We start from the raw sequence: 22,536 nt of genomic DNA on the forward strand, positions 1-22,536 counted from the left end.
TTCAATTTAGAACCTATCTTCGTGGCAAACCGAGACTATGTAAGGCGTGGCAAAGGCACCAGTCGCCGACCAGCAAAAAAGAAACCTTCAGGCAAAAAACCATGGCGCAGTGGGTTATTGGCGATCGTGCTCGCGGGCGTTTTTGGCTATGGTCTTTACACATTAAGTAATGACCCAGAACCACCAAAACCAACACCAGCAGCGACAAAGCCAGTCACCAAGCCAAAACTTAAACCGGCTAAGCCAATTCCACCTCCGCCAGAAGAGAAGTGGGACTATGTCGATACCCTGCCGCAACGCGAAGTTGAAGTAAAAGCCAAAGAGCAAGTGGTTTCAAAGATTCCGTACATCATGCAGTGTGGCGCCTATAAAACCATGGCTCAAGCCGAAGCACGTAAGCTTGATATTGCCTTCCAAGGGCTCTCAAGTACCATTCGCAAGAAAGAAGGCAGCAGTTGGTTCCGAGTGGTTCTAGGCCCTTACCCACTCAAACGTGACGCTGAGCGAGATAAACACAAACTGCAACGCGCCAAAATAGAACCGTGTGCGATTTGGAAGGATTCGCAGTAGCTTACTCCTAAACGCGACATTTCCTGCCCCCTGTAAAAGCAGGGGGCTATTTCCGCAACGCAGCAAGCCTCTAGAAGATTCCTGTATGCGCAGGCGAACAACCAGCGGAATAACAAAACCTATAAAAACAATTCTCCCTCAGGATAACCCCACTTCCCCTTGAAATCCCTTTTCCTCGTCCACATATCCCTTTCATAACCGAATTGAAACCAATATGAGGCAAACGTCGTGACTACTATTGTATCTGTACGCCGAAATAACAAAGTCGTGATCGCTGGTGATGGACAAGTATCCCTAGGCAACACTGTAATGAAAGGGAACGCTCGCAAGGTTCGTAGACTTTATAATAACCAAGTATTGGCAGGCTTCGCTGGCGGTACGGCTGACGCGTTTACTCTTTTTGAGCGCTTTGAAAGCAAGCTGCAAATGCACCAAGGCCACCTAACTAAGGCCGCAGTTGAGCTGGCGAAAGATTGGCGTAGTGATCGTGCGCTGCGTAAACTGGAGGCGTTATTGGCCGTGGCTGATGAAACTGCATCACTGATCATCACTGGTAACGGCGATGTTGTTCAGCCAGAAAACGACCTTATCGCTATTGGCTCAGGCGGCAACTTTGCTCAAGCAGCAGCAACAGCATTACTTGAAAATACCGATTTAGATGCACGTGAAATCGCAGAGAAATCCCTGAAAATCGCTGGCGATATCTGTGTCTTCACCAACCATTATCACACTGTTGAAGAACTAGAAAGCGACGTGAAATAACGTCCAAAAAACAAAATAGTGTCTGAATTTTTGTAAGGAATTAATTATGTCTGAGATGACTCCACGCGAGATTGTTCACGAACTAAACCGCCATATTATCGGTCAAGATAAAGCAAAACGTTCAGTGGCGATTGCACTACGTAACCGCTGGCGTCGTATGCAGCTTGAAGAGAGCTTGCGTGCGGAAGTATCACCGAAAAACATTCTAATGATCGGCCCGACGGGCGTCGGTAAAACCGAAATCGCTCGCCGTCTAGCTAAGCTTGCTAACGCACCGTTCATCAAAGTAGAAGCAACTAAGTTCACCGAAGTGGGCTATGTGGGCAAAGAGGTTGAAACCATCATTCGCGACCTTACTGACGTCGCGATTAAGATGACACATCAACAAGCGATGGAAAAAGTCACCTTCCGCGCTGAAGAGCAAGCCGAAGAGCGCATTCTTGATGCCCTACTTCCACCAGCTCGTGACGCTTGGGGTCAAAACGAACAGCAAGATGAGAGCTCTTCTAACACTCGTCAGATTTTCCGCAAGAAACTGCGCGAAGGTAAACTAGACGACAAAGAGATCGACATCGAAACAGCAGCTCCACAAATGGGCGTTGAAATCATGGCGCCTCCTGGTATGGAAGAAATGACCAACCAGCTGCAAAGCATGTTCCAAAACCTAGGTGGCGATACGAAGAAAAAGCGCAAGCTGAAAATTAAAGATGCCTTCAAAGCACTCACTGAAGAAGAAGCCGCTAAACTGGTAAATCAAGAAGAGCTTAAAGAGCAAGCGATCTATAACGTTGAGAACAACGGTATCGTATTTATCGATGAGATCGACAAAATCTGTAAGCGTGGCGAAGCCTCAGGCCCTGATGTGTCTCGTGAAGGTGTACAGCGTGATCTACTGCCTCTGATAGAAGGCAGCACAGTATCAACTAAACACGGCATGGTTAAGACTGACCATATCCTGTTTATCACATCTGGTGCATTCCAAGTAGCCAAGCCATCGGACTTGATCCCTGAGCTGCAAGGTCGTCTCCCTATCCGAGTAGAACTGGAAGCGCTGAGCAGCGATGACTTCAAACGAATCCTAACCGAGCCAAAAGCATCACTAACCGAACAATACATTGCTTTAATGAAGACTGAAGAAGTTGATGTCGAGTTCACTGAAGACGGCATTCAGCAAATCGCCGATGCAGCATGGACAGTCAACGAAACTACCGAAAATATCGGTGCTCGTCGTCTACATACTGTTATGGAGCGTTTGATGGATGAGATCTCATTTGATGCAACAGATAAACCTGGTTCAAAGCTGACAATTGATTCAGGCTACGTAAAATCGAAGCTTGGTGAATTTGTAGAAGACGAAGATTTAAGTCGCTTTATTCTGTAGATTTAAGCAATCTTAAGTTTGATGAGGTGTCATCTCCAAAAAGGCGGTGACACCTTTTTTTGTGCTACATTTCCCGTATACTAAAACGAACTGAAATTAGAATGCTTGGCTATGAATCAATCTGTTCGTATTTGGCTCGATGCAGCCAGACCTAAAACACTACCACTCGCTTTAGTCTCCATTGTCACAGGCAGTGCACTCGCTTTCTCTACTGGCAACATGTCTTGGAGTGTCGCTTTACTTGCTCTGCTTACCGCGACCCTGCTGCAGATTCTCTCTAACCTAGCCAATGATTACGGTGATGCCGTCAAAGGCACCGACAACGACAACCGTTTAGGTCCAATGCGTGCAATACAGTCAGGCGAAGTGTCACAGCAAGAGATGAAGAAAGCCATCGTGCTGAATATCATTCTGACTGTGATTGCAGGAGTAGGTTTAGTCTTTCACGCGCTGGATTCAATGCAAAACATTTTGGCGTTTATCGGGCTCGGTGTCTTAGCTATCATTGCTGCCATTGCCTATACCGTCGGTAATAAGCCCTACGGCTACGTAGGACTAGGCGACATTTCAGTATTCATCTTCTTTGGCCTGCTTGGTGTCTCAGGTACCTACTTTTTACACACTGGTCATATCGACTCTCTACTCTTCTTACCGGCTGTCGGCTGTGGATTACTCGCGGTTGCCGTACTTAACGTCAACAACATGCGTGACATTGAAAATGATAGCGCCTGCGGTAAGCGTACTGTCGCGGTGAGACTGGGTGAGCACAACGCTAAGGTTTACCACTTCACACTGTTATTATGCGCAGTCATCGCCTTTGCGGCTTATCTCGTTCTACAACAATCACCGTTGTGGATCAGCCTGCCTTTTGTCATCAGTCTTATTGTTGTCATCAAACACGGTAGAGCGGTTTGGCACGCAACACAGCCTGCGCAAATTGCCCCTATGATGCCGATTGTGGTGAAGTGTTCATTAGTCACTAATATCCTGTTTTCAGGAGTGGTTATAGCTCAAACTCTGATGACTTAATTGAGCCTTGTCATTGCATTGACCTATTCACCCGATATACTCGATTTATACCTTTTGTAAACTGCAAAGAAGAGTCGCCATGGAATACAGTACTTCAGCCCTATGTGATATCTACCTAGACCAAGTAGACGTTGTTGAACCAATGTTTAGTAACTTTGGTGGCCGAGCCTCATTTGCAGGTCAAATCACTTCGGTAAAGTGTTTTGAAGACAACGGCGTTATCCGTGAAATTTTAGAGCAAGATGGTGTGGGTCGAATTCTACTTATCGATGGTGGAGGTTCACTGCGTAAAGCTCTTATCGATGCAGAGATCGCTCAGCTGGCAGAAGATAACGAATGGGAAGGCATCATCGTTTACGGCTGCGTACGCGAAGTTGATGAACTGGAAGACATGAACCTCGGCATCCAAGCCCTTGCTTCTATTCCTGTGGGTGCAGCTCAATCCAATGTTGGCGAAGTAGATGTGCCAGTTAACTTTGGCGGAGTGACCTTCTTACCGGAAGATTATGTGTATGCCGATAATACTGGGGTGATTCTTTCTCAAGAGCCGCTTGATGTGAGTTTTGAGGATGAAGAGGCGGTTGAATAACTGTCATAGTACTTATCAGAATTGTGCTCGCTGAGGCAAGGTCCCTGCCTGCGCAGGGATGACGACAGGGTTTCTTTACGCTCAACAGTGGTAAATAACAGACATAAAAAAACGAGAACTCTAGGTTCTCGTTTTTTATTCAAATCAGTAACAGTTAGTCATTACCAAATAAGTCGCGCGTATACACTTTGTCTGCGACATCAGCCAACTCTGGCAACATGCGATTCGAGATAATCAAATCAGCTTCTTGCTTAAACGCATCGACATCTTTAATCACGCGAGAGTGGAAGAAGTGCTCTTCTTTCAGCACAGGCTCATAAACAATGACTTCAATACCTTTCGCCTTCAGACGCTTCATAATGCCTTGAATACTTGACGCTCGGAAGTTATCTGAACCTGACTTCATGATAAGGCGATACACGCCAACAACCTTAGGCTCACGTTTCAAGATAGATTCAGCAATAAAGTCTTTACGAGTACGGTTAGCATCAACGATTGCACCAATGATGTTATTTGGTACTTCTTGGTAATTAGCAAGCAGCTGCTTAGTATCTTTTGGTAAACAGTAACCACCATAGCCAAAAGATGGGTTGCAGTAGTGGCCACCTATACGTGGATCCAGCGCAACACCTTCGATGATTTGGCGAGTATCCAATCCAAGTGCCTCAGCATAAGAATCTAACTCATTGAAGTATGCAACACGCATCGCAAGGTAGGTGTTTGAGAACAGTTTCACCGCTTCAGCTTCGGTTGAATCAGTAAATAAGACATCAATGTTCTCTTTTTGAGCCCCTTCCACCAATAGATTAGCGAACACTTTTGCCCGTTCACTGCGCTCACCGATGATAATGCGAGATGGATTCAGGTTGTCATAAAGGGCGCTACCTTCACGTAAAAACTCTGGAGAGAAGAACACGTTCTCAGTACCCAACTCTTCACGAACACGCGCACTGTAACCAACAGGTACGGTCGACTTGATAACAACGACCGCATCAGGGTTAATAGCCATCACATCTTTGATCACCGCTTCAACAGAGCTGGTATTAAAGTAGTTGGTTTGAGGGTCATAATCTGTCGGTGTAGAAACAATCACATAGTCCGCACCAGAATACGCTAACTCTTTGTCCAGAGTAGCCGTAAAGTTTAAGTCATCACGCTTCAAAAACGCTTCAATTTCACTATCTACAATCGGCGATTGCCCATTGCACAGCATGTCCACTTTTTCAGCGTTAATATCAACCGCTACTACCTCATGATTCTGAGCTAGCAACATCGCATTTGAGAGGCCGACGTAGCCTGTTCCTGCAACCGCTATTTTCATAGTTTCATCTTACAAATTGATTATCATTTTAGCTGGTTATCTAAGGCGTCATAATTTATGTGGACACACTTAGTCAAATCACCAGTTTCTCTAGCCTTGTATTATTGACAGCGAGCGCTAAGCAATCAAGTAACACTTTGTCTCACTTGTTATTTAGGCGCGCTTGGCTAACGTATACGATCTCCAGCGCCCTTACCAATGGCTGTCGCGATAATTAGCCTAAAGTACTGAGATAGTGAGTGGTTGCTTATCATTCTCGCATCTACTAGCGCTAACTTTTTCGGCTCAGACATATCGATGCCATTTACCTGAGCCAACCCAGTAATGCCTGGCAGTACTTTATCCACACCTAACTCGCGTCTCTCTTCAATGAGTTCCTCTTGATTAAACAAACAAGGCCTAGGGCCTACAAAACTCATTTCACCTTTAAGCACATTAACCAGTTGAGGCAACTCATCAAGCTTAGTTTTTCGAAGAATAGACCCCAACTTAGTGACCGATTGAGCATCTACCATATGCGTCGCTACCGATTGTGTTGATACCACCATCGTTCGGAATTTGTACAAGGTAAAAGCTTTTCCTTCTTTACCAACTCGCGTCTGGCTGAATATCGGAGAATCACTATCCATTCGGCCAACAAGATAGACAACAAGCATCACTGGCCATAAGAGACATAGCCCTGTTATTGCAAATACAAAATCTAAAAGTCGTGTTAAAGGGGTGTTCATTGCGCTTCGCTATCCTTTACTAATTTTAATATACCTTGCTTAAAAGAGTATGGAGGGGTCCAGTTCAAAGTCTGCTTTGCATGGCTGATGTCAAACTGAAGGTTACCAAACATTCGTTCAGCAATATTCTTCTTCCCTAGTACTTTAAGCAAACCACCTAGAATAGAGGTGGGAATAGGGAGCAGCTTGATACGATTTTCATAGGCATTCGCTAACTCTTTTATCAGCTCAGTGGTAGAGACATCATCATCATCCGAGACCAAAAATGTCTGATTGGCTGCTGAAGGGTGCTCAAGACAACAACAAATAATATCAATCAAATTTTCAAGGGAGATAAGGCTTCGCTGATTATCGATCGCCCCGAATGGCAAAGGTAGAGCAGTTTGACTCAATTTCATTAAAGCAGCAAAGTTCGCTTTGACTCCGGATCCATAGACCAAAGGTGGGCGTATGATAACAATTTCCATACCGGTATCTTCCGCAAGTCCTGCTAGCGCAACCTCTGCTTCATACTTACTAATCGCGTATGGGTCAATAGGAGACCTGACAACAAACTCCGTCATCGGGTGTCCTAGCTCACTGCGTTCGCCATTCACTTTAGCAGTGCTGATGAATATGAATCGCTTTACACCTGCGGCTGCGGCTTGTTGAGCCAGTCTAATTGTCGCATGTGTGTTCACTTCCCTATATTCGTTTATCGGACTCTGAGCCGCATCATTCAGAATATGTGCACGAGCAGCGCAATGAACAAGCACTTCTACTTGTTGTGCACGTAAAGCTTTCGCTACTTCAAACGAGGTTGATAGATCAATTTCGATTGTATCGTTAGCACAACCCTTTCGTATCATTGGTACTGGAGTATACTTAGGAGATTGCTTTAACGTCCTCACCAGAGCTTTGCCCAGAAAGCCAGAAGCTCCAGTAACCGCGATGTTATTCACACTTATTACGCTCATTGTCTACTTTGCTGTGTATTATGCCTCAAAACCACAAAATTGCTTAGCTAAGTCCTCACTCAAATGAACCTAATTGTATTTGTGAACCACTCGTCCTCCTTTTTAGCTGACTCCCTAGCAGCTCTCATCTAGCTAGTTTAACTAACAACAGGTAGAATATAGAAAAACATCATAATACACTCTTTCGCGGTCAGGTTTATCATGCTATCTCACACGCCTTTCAATTTCCTTCTCACGGCAGACAGAAAACTAAAGCGAGCAATAACAATAACATACGATATTATTGCTATTGCATTTTCTTTGTATCTGGCGATTGCGCTTCGCCTTAACGTGTACGTTTTTGAGTTACATACTCCTGAAGTTCTGAGTCTTGTTAGTACTATCATTGTTACCATCGTCTGCTTCATAAATTTAGGCATGTACCGCGCGGTATTACGCTATATGATGTTACCGGCTCTAAGTACCATTTTCTTTGCTGTTTTTCTCTCAGCAATGACGCTCGCCCTCTCTGGTTTCTTTTTTCATACCTTTATTCCAAGAAGTGTTCCTTTTATCTACGCTGGCTTGGCTATTTTGACGCTTGGCGGGCCGCGTGTTCTTATTCGCTCCGTGTACTATCAAGTCTACAAACGTAAAAAGCCCAACGTGTTCATTTATGGTGCAGGCTCAGCTGGTCGAGACCTCGCGAGTGCCCTCATCCAAGGCGCAGAGTTTCATCCTGTTGCCCTCCTTGATGATGACCCTGAAAAAGTTGGACAAATACTTTATGGTATTCGTGTTTATCACAGCTCTGAATTCGATGAACTGAAAGGATTATATAGTCCCGTAAAAGTGTTATTGGCCGTCAATAACTTAGGGAAAGGGGAACGTTTAAGGTTACTTGAGAAGGTATCGCATTGGCCGGTAGAGATATTATCCGTTCCATCGGTGGAAGATATAGCCATGGGGAAAGCAGACTCGACAGAAGTTAAGGATTTGGATATCGCAGATCTTCTTGGTCGTGAAGCCGTTGCACCTGACATGACACTAATGGCAAAAAACATTGAGGAAGCAAGTGTCATGGTAACGGGAGCTGGTGGTTCGATTGGCTCGGAACTTTGCCGGCAAATTCTTCGCCTTAAACCACGCTTATTGGTTATATTTGAGCTCAATGAATACAACTTGTATAAAATTGATCAAGAGCTCAATAGTATCAAAGAACGTTTAAATCTCGATGTAACTATCGTTTCGGTCTTAGGCTCAGTCCAGCGTCAGAATCGTTTGGAAAAAGCCATGTTAGTTAACCAAGTAAATACGGTTTTTCACGCGGCTGCATACAAGCATGTACCTTTAGTAGAAAGTAATATCGTTGAAGGAATACGCAACAATGTATTCGGTACCCTATATTGCGCACAAGCAGCCATCAACTGTAATGTCGAGCACTTTACCTTAATTTCCACAGATAAAGCAGTGCGACCAACTAATATTATGGGTGCGACAAAACGAATGGCCGAGTTAGTGTTGCAAGCTCTCGCTGACAAACAAAGTACCACTAATTTTACGATGGTGCGTTTTGGTAACGTGCTAGGTTCTTCAGGATCCGTAGTGCCACTTTTCAAAAGGCAGATTCGTGAAGGCGGTCCAGTCACTGTAACCCATCCTGATATCATTAGATATTTCATGCTTATTCCTGAAGCTGCTCAGCTTGTAATCCAAGCTGGTGCGATGGGAAATAATGGTCAAGTTTTTGTGCTCGATATGGGAGAACCAGTTAAAATACTAGAGTTGGCGCGGCGGATGATTCACCTAATGGGCATGAAAGAGCATATTGTAGAATGTGGGCAAGAAGGGGATATAGAGGTCAAATTTACGGGTTTGAGGCCTGGAGAAAAGCTTTACGAAGAATTACTAATTGGTGATAACGTAGAAGGTAGTGGTCATCAAAAAATAATGACGGCCAAAGAGAATATGTTGACATGGGAAGAAATGGATATTCTTTTGGAAAAACTAGATGAATGCTGTCATGATTTTAATGAAGATTGTATAAAACGCATACTACTGGCAGCTCCTACTGGTTACCAATCTCCTGAAAAATCATGAGCACCTAGGTCAATAAAGGCGCTAGCACCTTCAAAAGAAACTGAGAGCGCAGCGCACTCATCACTCTTTTATGTTTAATGCTCGTTTTCAAAATTGTTTCATTCTTCAGAGTGTTTAAACATATTTTTCTAATCATTGTGAAGCTTTCTGTACTCTCATCTGTTCGTTTTCGACAAGTATTTTAACCAAATGTTGTATCTAGAGACCAATACTTCGATTCAACTAACCGATATGAATACGTTACGCCTGACAGACATTTAACACTCAAACCCGTATTCGTTAGTTTCTTGTCTACCACATGCCTTTTCCTATGTGCTGTAAGAATCATTATTATCGTTTTGTAACATACTTATATTAAATAATTATCGAACGCTTGTTCCAAATAGCCTTAATTGACTTTTACCGCCAACAAATAATCAGCGTTTTTGTCTGCCCCATGGTATCAATAGCCACCAAACTACTTTATACCAAAGAGTTCGATCGACTCTGGAATGGTAGTGATTTCATTGCTTTTTCCGTAATCCCTGTGCTCTCCAATGCTCACTCCATTTACTGTCTCAAAAACCTTCACCAAATGGATATCACACAGACCGCAAGAGTCACCAGGAGAGCCCCTGACTATTTTACCGCTAATGACAATGGCTCAACCTATAGTTAGCTCACTGCCATCCTTCATTCAATGAAACATTTTGTGTTCGAGTCCACACTAACCATATCTATCGCTCTGGTAATCGTCGACATCAAAGTAACGCCTTAACTAAAATCACCAAATCGCTTAAATAAGCCCAACTTAGATTCACCATAAAGGCTAATCACTTTCCCGTCATCTTGATCAGAAAGTACAACACAGATTACTAACAGAATGATGCCGTTAACTTAGTACTCGACTTTACCTTGCTGTCAATAGTCTGGAATGACATCGCAATACATAAATGAGTGCTAGTTACTCATCGTTGAACCTCCAGTTTGCAAATGGAGGCATTAGAAACACATTGAAAATGTTCTACAAATCGATCATCAAACAATTAGTTGTTATGTAATAACGCGAACTTGTGAAGCTCAAAGACTGAGGAATCAATACATCACGAACCATTTAAATATAGACATGTATGTGATTTCCCTCTGATATTTAGGTACATTTATCTCGTCATTTAACAATGATGAAGCCTCTGAATGATTACTCAATGGCCAAATATGGATCAAGTGCGCTGCATTACATAGTTTCTGTCAAAGGAGCTTGGTGCCCCCCTTACAACAATTCTTGGCTTAGCGAAACGCATGATTCATCTGATTGAAATTAGAGAGTACGCTGTAGATGGAGAGTAAGTTGGCGGTAAACACCCGATTGCAATACAAAACGGAAGGTGATTAGCCTTCCACTACTTTGTTACTTAGCGGGTTTTAAGCCCTCAATGTTCCACGGCATCAATGCTTCTAAGTTATCAGGTTCGACCGCCAGTCGCTCAAAGCAATGGGTTAGAGACTTTGCTGGCACTAACCCATTCGCCTTGGCGGTCTCAACTAAGCTATACAAAATGCAGCTGCTACATGTGCCACACTCACTTTTAGCAAATAACCACTCATAAACGGACGAATTGTTCGCTCGCCTATGTTGTTATCGATACTAAGTCGACTATCGTCAATATGGCCCATCAGTTTATCCCACTGACCCAATGTGTAATGGACCACTTTCCCTAAGGGACCTTGCTTGAAGAAACGAAGTACCGTTTTGTCCAACCACTTTTGAACTTTTTGAGCTCAACTATTGAGCTGGTTTAACGTTTGTTGTATTGCACTGCCATTGAGCTATTACGCTCTTTGAACAGAGCTTCTGTGCGATAGAGTTTTTGATTTGAGTTAACGCAACACGCCCCCACCACCTTCGTCATTATCTGGCACTTTTTTGGCATCGATAAATTTACGGCATGCGTGAGCCTAGCAGCCCGAGAGAATGCCATCAGTATCACTGATAATCTTTGTAACCATCAACATGTAGTTACCACTTATATCCATTAAGAAAATTGGATATATGTTAACCAGAGCGGCACATTTGATGGTCGCACAAAACTATGTTACCAGCGTTTTCAGGCTCTGGACTATCAGCGCCCGAGCAATATAACCACATGTAGGCTTTGCTCTTGTCACTACCTAGCACTCTGACGGGCGTTTTTCCTGCATTGAGAGCGCTTGCTTTAAGCAGATGGCTTCGAAGGTGTATCCAAACGAACTCTAATATCTCCGCCCCCTGAACATCCTAGTCAGTCACCGTTTCGACGACTGATATAGATACCCCAAACACTAAATAGCTGCGCAATACGAGTTAACGGTAAGCCATATTGGAACTTCATTGCTATGACCTAGGCAATGAAACTTGGTTTTGCAAAACTTTTTGGGAAGACTGTTGCTAGCATAGAGGCTCGATAGACGACGGTTGTTTCACTTTGTTGTTTGCTATGGCGGCAGACACACTTAGGTCGAACGTATTGCTCAATCTCCACCTTTGCTGGACTAGAATAAACCTCTCAGAGGTGCCTTCCTCAATGGTATGGAGCTCACCACCACAATCGGACAATCTGTTTACTCTGGATCATGGCGAATCATGACTCTGGGTAAGTCTTTAGATAAGGGAGCGTTTGGGACTACGACTGTTTCTGATGAATGTTCAGTGGTTGATTCAGCTTCAACAAGTTCTTCTTCAATATTAAAAAGTTCACCTTGACCGGTATCGACCTCAGAGCTTGCGTCAAAACAATGTGTCGATCTAGACGCAGCTCTTCAAGCACTTGATAGTAAAATTCGTCCCACTCTAAGGCAAGGTGCTGCATTCATCATCTCTGGCTCGTAAAGAGTATACTGAGATTCTAAGTGTTCAGTGAGAGGATTACTCATCGTTTTCATGGGATCGATCACACCATAAAATCAACCATTAACTGGTTAGTTCTGTTGGGCTTTACCGCTTATTCCACACAAGGCTTTCAACGAGCACCTCGCAGTGGACCAATGCGTTCAGCTTATGATTCGCTAAAAAATCGTTTTTGTGCCTTTTGTCCACCAATAAAACCTGTCACGGCCTAAACGTTTATACCACAATGCGAAGCCAGTTCTATTCCGGTACAACGCTTTCACTTTATAATTAAACTTATTGCATAAGGCGAAAAGCACGGACTGGAATGGGTCAAGCGTTATCGTTTGCTCGGCTAGGTAGGCTAGCCATCGATGGATTTACGAAAATCAACGGATATTGGGTATAGGTAAAGTTAGTCAAATTCAGAGAAGGCCTTCACGCGTTTACCTCTCGAATAAGCTGCGTAACTCACAGAGATGAAGTTCAACCTCAAAAACTGATGCTAATGTGGACAATCGTCAAAGAAATGGATAACGTTCTATCGATAAGGATTGATAGAACATTATGTGGAGCTTCATGACTTGCATTGACCTTAACAAATTCTTCAACGTCTTCTTGTAAGGTTTTCAGTTCATGCGATTACGATGTAGATAGAATGCTTGTTGATTAATTGTGTTCTGACGACGAAATTTCACGCTGGGTTCGAATCATCGTTGCCCACTCTTCATCAGTTCTATTAGGATAGGTTTGGCATTGCTCACCCCTTTTTAGATATTGGAAGCAATGAGCATATCGAATTTGGAATAGGATTATTAGATAGGGTTTACCGCCAGCTTACGATGGAGAACATGAAGGTAATATTATAATTCAGGTCACCGTTCCTGGAGCTTGATGGGAAATTGTATTAAACGAGTCCTTTTAAACTCACCTACAGGGTTTAAGTCTGTCAATGAAAATGCTCCAGAACTAGCAAGGTTTTAATAGGAATCTAGCTATCAAGCTATCAAGCTATCAAGCTATCAAGCTATCAAGCTATCAAGCTATCAAGCTATCAAGCTATCAAGCTATCAAGCTATAGTCTTGCCCAAACTAATCGACGTAACAAGTATTTACAACAATGAAACAATGCAGAATATAGATTAGGCTTACCAAAACGCCTAAACGTGTCCACATATGCTTTTGCTTGCATTAAATCGAACTTACTCCTTGACACGTTACTCTGTACATAGGTCATTAAGCACTGTTCTACGCCAAGTATTGAATACCCGTCTTTAAGAATACTCAGCCACAGATTGTAGTCCTCTAATCTAACATCTGAGAACATATACTTCGTTACTAGGTCTTTCTCAATGATAACTGTCGAACAACCAATTTTATTGAGTGCTAGCGTTTCACAAAAATTAGAAGTCCGAGGTACACGCCTTGTATGTTCTGCACCATTAACAGCTTTGACAATATAGTTTGTGCAACTAAAAGGGGACGCTGCATCAATCATTTCCCTTAGTTGTATTTCTAGCTTGTTTGGCTCCCAATAATCATCACTATCCAAAAACGCAATGTATTTACCTGTCGCCCTTGATATACCCTCGTTTCTTGGCTGTGCTGGTGAGCCAGTATTATTAGGGAGTGCATAGATGTGGAGGCGTGGATCATTGTACGAGTTAAGTATATCTAGCGTGTGATCTTGAGAACCATCATCGATAACCCATAGTTCAATATCTTGATATGTTTGATTCAATACAGAGTCGACACTCCGACGAATCACGCATTCAGAATTAAAGCTTGGTATCACAATACTTATTAATCGACTCTGCATAAACAACTTACTAACCGTCTAACTACAAGTAAAAAGTACTTTCTTAACTAACAGGAGAGTTTGATAAACCGCATCAAACTTCTACGCTTACAAATCCAAATATTGAAGAATTTTTTTTGTTGAGGTGCCATCGCATTGATTCAAATACTTATTCTTGTACGAATTAAAGTCACAACCTTCACTTGTCATGACGATAGTTTCCAATAAATGCGTCTCGTCTTTAACAACATTGCTTGTCACTTCTTCCAGTTCGATGTAAAAGCCGATTTCTTTTGTATATCTATCTACATCGGGAGTGAAAAGAATGAGCCGACCATTAGGGTTTGCAATCATATATTCCATGGCAAGCGAGCTGTAGTCTGTAACCAATATATCCACAAGATGGAGTATCGCCGAAAGAGTATGCTTTAAGGGAAAAGAGTTATTATTTATAGCCTCGTGTGGGTGCGGAACTACGAAAGGTAAATAACCTTCTCCTAATTTATCAAAAACTCGGTTAACAGAGGGGATAGGGCTAGGGTCGACATTAAATGGCTGTCCTCTATATGTTGGAGCATAAACAACTATTTTTTTGTCATCTATATCGGGGTAGTCACTCCTAAAGTTAACTTCCGCCGTTATCTTCCTGTATTCGTCAAAGTAATAATCTGTTCTACTTAGTCCCAGAGCTTTAACCGTCTCACAAGCAATTCCCATAAAATTAGAAATCACCTGAACGCAGTTTTCTGCACTTACAGTAACTAAGTCATAGTTCTTATAATTAGACTTACTTATCAAACGAGAAAACTGTGAGTTACATATGTCCAAACCCGTTCGCTTGAATAACCCACAGCTATGCCAAAGCTGAATTACACTAGCACTAGAAAACCAATTTCCTTTGATACAAAATGATACTGGTAAAAAGGTATCATCCAGGAAAACAAAATCAGCCTTTCTGTATTGACAAAAGAAATGATAAATATTTTCTATTTTCTTTCTAGCACTTAACTGGCTATAATTCACTAGGTGATAGTCTAATATTAAACCCTTGCTCTCTAATTCAGGAATCAAACTAATAAACGAAGTTGTAGAGTGACTACAACGAGAATTAACCAACAAAGCAATTTTCTTGTGCTGTCCAACCTCCTTTGATGAAGAAAACCAAGAAAATACTTGTATAACTGGTACCAGAATTTTTGCTAGAGCAAACTTTATAAGTGGATACAAATAATTATAGTTACTACGACCTTGCATCTGATATTAAATCTACCATGTGTTGAGTAATTCTACGGCTAGCATTTCCATTTTCTACGCAACCTCTTGCTTCTAAAAATACTTCGCGCTTCTCTTGATATATACTATCATCAAAAGTTGCTATATTACCTAATAACTCTTCTATACTAGACGCTATCGGAAAAGGAGTACTTTCAAATGGGAAATAAAGTCCACGCTCATAGTCCACAAACTTCTTGTCTTGATGCAGAATAAAACCGGGCTTACCCGTAAATAAATAATCAAATATCCAAGAAGAAAAATCTGTTATACCAGCATCAGCTATTAAAAGTAAATCCTGCATATCACAGACTGAAGTTACGTTAATAACTTCTTCCGATATATTGATTTTACTATTCATCTTAGAGGACATATATCTAGGATGTAATCGAAATAGTACAATCCACTCACCTCCAAACCTTTTTTTGAACGCTGAAATAATACTTGAAAAATTATAGTCTACAACAGGATCACTCTTGCCATCATAGTGGCTTGGAGCCATTAGAATAGTACTTTTACCCTCTATCCCTAGTCTCCTCTTTAGCTTTTCCGTTTTTTGAATAGCTTCACTTGTTCCAATAGAAAAAAGGATATCGTTTCGAGCATGTCCGTAGGGCAAAATTTCCACAGTTGGCCAATAGGCTGATTTGAAAACATCTGTTTCGAACTGACTATTTGAAATACAATAGTCTGTTTCTTTATTTGCTAACCAGCGTCTTATCTTCCATTTATATCCATTAACAACTGGACCATCTAAACGTTTAATTCCTAATGAGCCATGCCACGTTTGGTAGATAACTTGGGATTTCTTTTTTCGATAAAGCAAACGTTGCAAGCCAATTGTATTTTCAACGATTATTTTTGATGAGGCTAAATAATAGAAAAACTCAAAAGTACCAGCATAAACGGACTTTACTCCTTTTGGTATATCATTCTCCTCCCTAGGACGTATCACCCATATAATTTCAGGGCTTGCTTTATCATTCTCTAAGAAATTTTCAGTAATACCTTTTGGGTTACAGCAATAAACCCCCTGAAAAGTATTGAATAGTATTCTATTTGGTTGAACCCGTACAAAGCGGGTCCAAACATTAACAACTATAAATCCAATACTTTTACTCAATAGAGACAATACAGTATAACTCAAGCGCTGAATACCCTTAAGTAATAGCTTATCTAGCTTACCTTGAGAAATAAAAGCAATGATTGCACTTGCTCTGCTTATTATTAGTTGTTTCATAGCGTTCTATATCTGTTGAATAAAGTTCTGTAGCTCTCTTTTTGTACTACACTTTAGTGCATTTCGGGCTTCAACATTGTATGCAAAATCTTTTGAATTAATTAACTTTGATACCATTAGATCAATATCAATTTCGTTCTCTTTAAAATACATTTCACGCTGCTTTGTTAGTTCAGCGAGACGAGTCGTCTTTTCATTCCAAATCAGCCCTACTACCGGAATATCTAAAGCATAGGCTGAAATACAGGCGTGCATTCTCGCACCAAATATGATATCGAAGTTACTCACCATTTCAACCAATTCTCGCGGAGATTTTGGCACTGGAAGCAAATTATCTTTGATTGGCATACCTAATTCAGTAAGAATTTGGCGCCCAAATACTTGGTCTGCTTTCATCCCGTTGGAAAATAGTATCCACCTTACTCCTTTTCCATCAAGTTTAAGAATTAGTTTCTTGTAGATTTCTTTCAACTCATCAAAAGTAAGGTTATTTCCGTAGTCGCGGTAAATATTTCCTCGGATTACGTTTATACCTATTACAGGCTCTTTATTAATTTTTTTCTCAATACCATAACACTCAGGAACCCAGAAGGCTGGGTCACCTACCTGAGCTCTGTGCACAGTTAAATCCTTAAGATAGTCATTTTCGAGTATCTCTATAAAGTCACGGGTTGTTACTGACTTGATACATTTGCTAGCAAGGCTAGCTTTTAGCTTGACGCAACGAGTATCATTTAGATCAAACCCCTCTATTCCTACACCACAAAACATAACGGGTATATCCTTACGTTCACAAATCTCAACAATCTGTTCAACATAGTAGTTCAAGCCCTGATTCTTAAACTTTAAAAACCCTCCACCAGTAAATACAATTGCATCGAGATCTTCTAATACCCTTTCGTAATAAGAAGCAAGTCTTAACCTCCATGCTATATTTTCTGCGTGATAACGAAACCTAGTACCATTAAAAAGCTTAAATAGTTTCGGATACAAGTATCTAATTAGAAATACAGATACCATATACTTCAGACCATCTATTCCTTTATAGGATTCCTTTTTCCTCGGAACAGCATCCACTTCAACAATATCTAAATTATTATTATTTTCATCAAGAATATGTCTAGTTGTCTCACATATCAAAGGGTCTCCCATATTTTTAATACTGTAAAGACCTACTAAACCGATTTTTTTACTCATATTCATTCTCTATAATAGATTTTTTTGCGTTATTAATTGATGTATTAAGTGATGTATTCAACTTTAAACCAGCAGCTTTAGCTTTAGTTGTATCTAATACATATTTCGCGCTTGCGGGGTAGCCATTAATCAAGTTAGGCGTTTCTCCCTCTATAATAACCTCGATACTATCATTAGCAACAGTTTCTTTTATTCTGTAAGCCAGTTCTTTAATTGTCGATGTGCTGTTCTCATTACACACATTGAAGACTTCTAAGCCCTTTTGTCTCGACGCAAACCAAAGTAGTGCGTAAGCACAATCGCTGATATCACAAAAATTGGAAATCGACATTCCGTCAGTTTTTATCTTAAGATCCTTGTTTTGAATAGCATTTTTTATAAATTGGGCAAATACTCTATTTTCGGATTTCAAAATACCTGAACCAAATGTTTGAGCTAACCTAATCACCGAGATATCTATGCCGTATTGGGAATGGTAAGCAGCACACAAACTTTCGGCCAACAACTTACCTTGTGGATAACAATTTCTGACGATTAAAGGATTAATTACTCCCACTTGTTCTTCAGATACTTTCGTTAACTCCTTATAACCATTGTAGACCTCCATCGACGAAAGGTAGATCAGCTTCTCGACATTGTTATTAACACTGAAATCTAAGATATTTTGTGTCCCATTAACAATGCTTCTTATACTATCAACCGGAACATTAACCAACTCCTTAGAGGTGGTTGGTGATGCAAGGTGCATTACAATATCAATATTATAATTACAAATATCAATTCTATTCGAAACATCTAATTCAACGAAATCAATATGTTTTCTAAATTTCTTAGGATAGTTTTCATTTATCTTATTGACATTTCTATATCCCGCCAGAACTGAGCCATTAAAATACCCTTGCTCTTTTGAATATGCTAAAAACTTACAAACCCAACTACCTATGTATCCTGTTGCTCCAGTAACAAGGATTGTTTTATTATTTAGCCTTGAGAAGTCCACTCTCTTAATTAAATCTGAATAGTCATCAATTAACACTGAGCTAGTCATTATGATAAGTTCCTTCTAGCAGGTTTTTCGCCATAAGATAGTCATCAAATGTCGTAATTTTAATATTTGAGTGATGTCCTTCAACAAACTTCGCACTAATACCGTACGCTTCCATTAATGAGTAAGTATCAACAAACTCTAACTTGCTTTCATAAGCAGCTTCTGCAAATGGAAGCACTTCATTAATTCTGAAACACTGCGGAGCTCTAGCAATAATACATCGATTACGGTCTAGCGCACTATAGCCATTTTTTTCTTCGCTAGTTTGATATAATATAGTTTCTTTGCAAGAAACAACTGTAACGGAACTACCATATTCTTTAGTAGTGCTAATATTATTCGAAATCAGCTCATCATCAATAATTGGCCTAACACCATCATGTATAAGAATAGTGTTATTTTCTTCATTAATTTCCTTCAGTTTTCTCAGTCCAATTAATATAGACTCTTGAGCTGTTTTTCCTCCAGGGAGGATATCGACAACTTTTCTAACATTACTTTTTTGTAATTGAGATTTTAGTCTTTCTATGTGCTCTTCAACGCAAACAATCAAAACCCCATCAATATCATTGTGATCGGAGAATTTTTCTGTCGTTAAAACAATGATAGACTTACCTTGTATCTCTAGAAACTGTTTAGGTACGTCGCCATAGTTCATCCTTGAGCCAACACCACCAGCAAATATAAGTGCGTAATTCAATTAATACCTCGTCCACTTAAGTTAAAAATTTGTTGTATTTAAGCACATGTCACAATTCTATTGTCCGTGTACACACTCTTTGAATCTGTTTGGCATTATGAGATACGAAAAGCACACTTTTATCACTGCCTGTCATTTTTTCAACTATACATCGCTCAGCCTTTTTTTTGAACGCTGCATCTCCGACGGCAAGTACCTCATCTATCATCAAAAGGTCTACCTCTGATATAATTCCAGCAGAAAATCCGAGTCTCGATTTCATTCCCGAGGAATACGTTTTAATTGGCTGTTCGAAAAAGTCACCAAGCTCAGAAAACTCCTTAATGTTGTCGGCGATTTCTTCAGCATCTTTCATAGAAATACCATTGAACATGCAACTCAATATAGCATTGTCTCTTCCTGTAAGTTCGTTGTTAAACCCAAGTCCTATTGAGAGAAGTGAGCGAGTAGTACCTGTTGGCATCCAAACGCTACCAGAATCCGGCTCCATGACGCCTGATAGAATTCTCAACAATGTGGATTTCCCCGCACCATTTTTTCCGACTAACCCAACAACTTCCCCTTGAAAAACATCAAAACTAACATCATTCAATGCTTGATGGCTGAAGCTGGATAGTATACCAGTTCTCGTGCGATATTCGAGACTTATATTTCTTACCTTTAGTAACAACTCACTCATGAAAATAGTGCTCTCGATATACTGTTGTTATATTTAGAAATAAACCACAAACTAAAACCAATTAAGAGACAACTTATGAATAATGAAGGTAGCATTAACATGTAACTAGGTTCTACCTGATGCATCAACACATCCCGAAAAGCATCTATTATCATCGACAATGGATTGTAAAGTAACAATATTTCTCGAGTGTGCTCGTCTTCTATAGATTTTATGTCCCAGAAAACACCTGACATAAACATCATTCCCATCATACTAATTCTAATTAGGTTCATAAAATCCCGCGCGAAACTAACAAGCAACGAGCCAACAAAGCTTAGAGCGCAGATCAATAAAGTCATTAATAAACTGAGAGGAATTAAATGAATATAAGAAACTGTGGGAGGAAAACCATTAAGCCATAGCATTATAAAAAGTACTGCAAACGAAATACTGGTCTTATAATAAGACTCTAGTATATTGACTATTGGAAATATCCATTTTGGAATATCACGCTGACTAATTATATTTTTATTTTCTATCATCCCTTTTGAAGCTGAAATTATAGTTTTTGAGAACCAAAGGTATACTGTCTTGCCAATTACTAGAAAAGAAAAATAATCTTCACCACCTCGCTTAAGCAAATATTCAAAGACGACATAGAACATTAATACAAAAAGTAAAGGTTCAAGCACCCACCAAAGATAGCTTAAAGTCAATTTGTTCGATTGAGACTTTAACTTCATTCGAGCTTGTAGATTGGCGAGCCGAATGTAATGGGCTACTCCAAAGTCTCTTTTTATGTTGTCGATGTTCATAAATTAACTAGCAATAGTAACAGCTTTTTTCTAAAAATAGGAGGCAGACTTTAATGCATATCGCTTCAAAAGACAAGATTTTCACCCACGGAAAAATCATGAGCACCTAGGTCAATAAAGGCGCTAGCACCTTCAAAAGAAACTGAGAGCGCAGCGCACTCATCACTCTTTTATGTTTAATGCTCGTTTTCAAAATTGTTTCATTCTTCAGAGTGTTTAAACATATTTTTCTAATCATTGTGAAGCTTTCTGTACTCTCATCTGTTCGTTTTCGACAAGTATTTTAACCAAATGTTGTATCTAGAGACCAATACTTCGATTCAACTAACCGATATGAATACGTTACGCCTGACAGACATTTAACACTCAAACCCGTATTCGTTAGTTTCTTGTCTACCACATGCCTTTTCCTATGTGCTGTAAGAATCATTATTATCGTTTTGTAACATACTTATATTAAATAATTATCGAACGCTTGTTCCAAATAGCCTTAATTGACTTTTACCGCCAACAAATAATCAGCGTTTTTGTCTGCCCCATGGTATCAATAGCCACCAAACTACTTTATACCAAAGAGTTCGATCGACTCTGGAATGGTAGTGATTTCATTGCTTTTTCCGTAATCCCTGTGCTCTCCAATGCTCACTCCATTTACTGTCTCAAAAACCTTCACCAAATGGATATCACACAGACCGCAAGAGTCACCAGGAGAGCCCCTGACTATTTTACCGCTAATGACAATGGCTCAACCTATAGTTAGCTCACTGCCATCCTTCATTCAATGAAACATTTTGTGTTCGAGTCCACACTAACCATATCTATCGCTCTGGTAATCGTCGACATCAAAGTAACGCCTTAACTAAAATCACCAAATCGCTTAAATAAGCCCAACTTAGATTCACCATAAAGGCTAATCACTTTCCCGTCATCTTGATCAGAAAGTACAACACGGATTACTAACAGAATGATGCCGTTAACTTAGTACTCGACTTTACCTTGCTGTCAGTAGTCTGGAATGACATCGCAATACATAAATGAGTGCTAGTTACTCATCGTTGAACCTCCAGTTTGTAAATGGAGGTATTAGAAACACATTGAAAATGTTCTACAAATCGATCATCAAACAATTAGTTGTTATGTGATAACGCGAACTTGTGAAACTCAAAGACTAAGGAATCAATACATCACGAACCATTTAAATATAGACATGTATGTGATTTCCCTTGACGCTACCGCCCTTGAGTAAAGCCCTCAAAAGCTTGGATTTCTATGTTGTGAGCCTTGACTATGTGGGTATCACAAAGTTAATTTGCGAAGATTATATAGGAAACCACGTTGATTCGCGATAGGTCAAACATTAAACCGTAGATAAGAAAACCAGACTCAGATAAACACTATTAACTGCTAATCAATAACTGTCGAATGCAGGGATGAGCGAATTTCGCAACTAATTAGCATCATTTCAAGTTCAAAAGCTACTATCCGTTCAAGTTCACTCTAACGCTAGATTTTGTCTTCATAGCAATTGGCGGTATGCTCTTTTCGCCC

20 protein-coding genes and 1 pseudogene are annotated in these 22,536 nt (G+C 40.5%); 6 read left to right on the plus strand and 15 right to left on the minus strand.

Going from position 1 to position 22,536, the window contains the following annotated elements; all coding sequences use genetic code 11:
* The first annotated feature begins 21 nt into the window (after window positions 1-21).
* The 5 genes from JKJ11_RS15600 to rraA all read left to right on the plus strand — a co-directional run bounded on the left by JKJ11_RS15600 (window position 22) and on the right by rraA (window position 4,331).
* Window positions 22-570: an SPOR domain-containing protein gene (locus JKJ11_RS15600; protein ID WP_252038477.1), complete on the plus strand. Its 549-nt coding sequence runs from the start codon at window positions 22-24 to the stop codon at window positions 568-570.
* Between the two features lie 228 nt (window positions 571-798).
* Complete coding sequence (gene hslV, locus JKJ11_RS15605) at window positions 799-1,332, plus strand: ATP-dependent protease subunit HslV (RefSeq protein WP_252038478.1); 534 nt, start codon at window positions 799-801, stop codon at window positions 1,330-1,332.
* A 46-nt stretch (window positions 1,333-1,378) separates the two neighbouring features.
* Window positions 1,379-2,713, plus strand: a complete 1,335-nt coding sequence (gene hslU / locus JKJ11_RS15610; RefSeq protein WP_124940370.1) for an ATP-dependent protease ATPase subunit HslU — start codon at window positions 1,379-1,381, stop codon at window positions 2,711-2,713.
* A 111-nt stretch (window positions 2,714-2,824) separates the two neighbouring features.
* Window positions 2,825-3,742, plus strand: coding sequence for a 1,4-dihydroxy-2-naphthoate polyprenyltransferase (locus tag JKJ11_RS15615; protein ID WP_252038479.1), 918 nt, complete (start codon window positions 2,825-2,827; stop codon window positions 3,740-3,742).
* Window positions 3,743-3,821: 79 nt separating this feature from the next.
* Window positions 3,822-4,331: a ribonuclease E activity regulator RraA gene (rraA, locus tag JKJ11_RS15620; protein ID WP_062462553.1), complete on the plus strand. Its 510-nt coding sequence runs from the start codon at window positions 3,822-3,824 to the stop codon at window positions 4,329-4,331.
* A 154-nt stretch (window positions 4,332-4,485) separates the two neighbouring features.
* On the opposite strand, the gene JKJ11_RS15625 is transcribed toward rraA, so the two are convergent.
* The 3 genes from JKJ11_RS15625 to JKJ11_RS15635 all read right to left on the minus strand — a co-directional run bounded on the left by JKJ11_RS15625 (window position 4,486) and on the right by JKJ11_RS15635 (window position 7,336).
* Window positions 4,486-5,652, minus strand: coding sequence for a nucleotide sugar dehydrogenase (locus tag JKJ11_RS15625; protein WP_252038481.1), 1,167 nt, complete (start codon window positions 5,650-5,652; stop codon window positions 4,486-4,488).
* A 167-nt stretch (window positions 5,653-5,819) separates the two neighbouring features.
* A complete protein-coding gene (locus JKJ11_RS15630; RefSeq protein WP_031495045.1) occupies window positions 5,820-6,380 on the minus strand; it encodes a sugar transferase in 561 nt (186 codons plus the stop codon).
* Window positions 6,377-7,336: an NAD-dependent epimerase/dehydratase family protein gene (locus tag JKJ11_RS15635; protein ID WP_124940373.1), complete on the minus strand. Its 960-nt coding sequence runs from the start codon at window positions 7,334-7,336 to the stop codon at window positions 6,377-6,379. Before JKJ11_RS15635 ends, JKJ11_RS15630 begins: the two co-directional genes overlap by 4 nt.
* A gap of 201 nt (window positions 7,337-7,537) precedes the next feature.
* Here JKJ11_RS15635 and JKJ11_RS15640 point away from each other — a divergent pair, with 201 nt between their 5' ends.
* A complete protein-coding gene (locus JKJ11_RS15640) occupies window positions 7,538-9,415 on the plus strand; it encodes a nucleoside-diphosphate sugar epimerase/dehydratase (protein ID WP_252038483.1) in 1,878 nt (625 codons plus the stop codon).
* A 1,387-nt stretch (window positions 9,416-10,802) separates the two neighbouring features.
* Here JKJ11_RS15640 and JKJ11_RS26110 read toward each other — a convergent pair.
* The 12 genes and pseudogenes from JKJ11_RS26110 to JKJ11_RS26130 all read right to left on the minus strand — a co-directional run bounded on the left by JKJ11_RS26110 (window position 10,803) and on the right by JKJ11_RS26130 (window position 20,988).
* Entirely contained in the window at window positions 10,803-10,910 is a 108-nt protein-coding gene (locus tag JKJ11_RS26110; RefSeq protein WP_353505905.1) for a hypothetical protein, read from the minus strand.
* A gap of 26 nt (window positions 10,911-10,936) precedes the next feature.
* Complete coding sequence (locus JKJ11_RS15645; RefSeq protein ID WP_252038485.1) at window positions 10,937-11,152, minus strand: IS66 family transposase; 216 nt, start codon at window positions 11,150-11,152, stop codon at window positions 10,937-10,939.
* 295 nt (window positions 11,153-11,447) lie between these two features.
* Entirely contained in the window at window positions 11,448-11,651 is a 204-nt protein-coding gene (locus JKJ11_RS26115) for an IS66 family transposase (RefSeq protein ID WP_353505906.1), read from the minus strand.
* Between the two features lie 785 nt (window positions 11,652-12,436).
* On the minus strand, window positions 12,437-12,577 hold the full coding sequence (gene tnpB / locus JKJ11_RS26120) for an IS66 family insertion sequence element accessory protein TnpB (RefSeq protein WP_353505901.1): 141 nt from the start codon (window positions 12,575-12,577) through the stop codon (window positions 12,437-12,439).
* Between the two features lie 755 nt (window positions 12,578-13,332).
* On the minus strand, window positions 13,333-14,076 hold the full coding sequence (locus tag JKJ11_RS26125; RefSeq protein WP_353505902.1) for a glycosyltransferase family 2 protein: 744 nt from the start codon (window positions 14,074-14,076) through the stop codon (window positions 13,333-13,335).
* A gap of 87 nt (window positions 14,077-14,163) precedes the next feature.
* A complete protein-coding gene (locus JKJ11_RS15650) occupies window positions 14,164-15,309 on the minus strand; it encodes a CDP-glycerol glycerophosphotransferase family protein (protein ID WP_252038486.1) in 1,146 nt (381 codons plus the stop codon).
* Window positions 15,296-16,567, minus strand: coding sequence for a CDP-glycerol glycerophosphotransferase family protein (locus JKJ11_RS15655; protein WP_252038487.1), 1,272 nt, complete (start codon window positions 16,565-16,567; stop codon window positions 15,296-15,298). Before JKJ11_RS15655 ends, JKJ11_RS15650 begins: the two co-directional genes overlap by 14 nt.
* A gap of 6 nt (window positions 16,568-16,573) precedes the next feature.
* Window positions 16,574-17,764 (minus strand): polysaccharide pyruvyl transferase family protein, encoded by a 1,191-nt coding sequence (locus JKJ11_RS15660; RefSeq protein ID WP_252038488.1) that lies wholly within the window; start codon window positions 17,762-17,764, stop codon window positions 16,574-16,576.
* Window positions 17,757-18,812 (minus strand): NAD-dependent epimerase/dehydratase family protein, encoded by a 1,056-nt coding sequence (locus JKJ11_RS15665; RefSeq protein WP_252038489.1) that lies wholly within the window; start codon window positions 18,810-18,812, stop codon window positions 17,757-17,759. Before JKJ11_RS15665 ends, JKJ11_RS15660 begins: the two co-directional genes overlap by 8 nt.
* Complete coding sequence (locus JKJ11_RS15670; protein ID WP_252038490.1) at window positions 18,805-19,512, minus strand: IspD/TarI family cytidylyltransferase; 708 nt, start codon at window positions 19,510-19,512, stop codon at window positions 18,805-18,807. Before JKJ11_RS15670 ends, JKJ11_RS15665 begins: the two co-directional genes overlap by 8 nt.
* A gap of 49 nt (window positions 19,513-19,561) precedes the next feature.
* Window positions 19,562-20,053 (minus strand): annotated as a pseudogene (locus JKJ11_RS15675) (ABC transporter ATP-binding protein); the annotation flags it as partial.
* 134 nt (window positions 20,054-20,187) lie between these two features.
* Window positions 20,188-20,988 (minus strand): ABC transporter permease, encoded by an 801-nt coding sequence (locus tag JKJ11_RS26130; protein ID WP_353505903.1) that lies wholly within the window; start codon window positions 20,986-20,988, stop codon window positions 20,188-20,190.
* Window positions 20,989-22,536 lie beyond the last annotated feature (1,548 nt).

Origin of the sequence: Vibrio sp. SCSIO 43133, assembly GCF_023716845.1 — a bacterium.
GTDB classification, from domain to species: Bacteria; Pseudomonadota; Gammaproteobacteria; order Enterobacterales; family Vibrionaceae; genus Vibrio; species Vibrio mediterranei.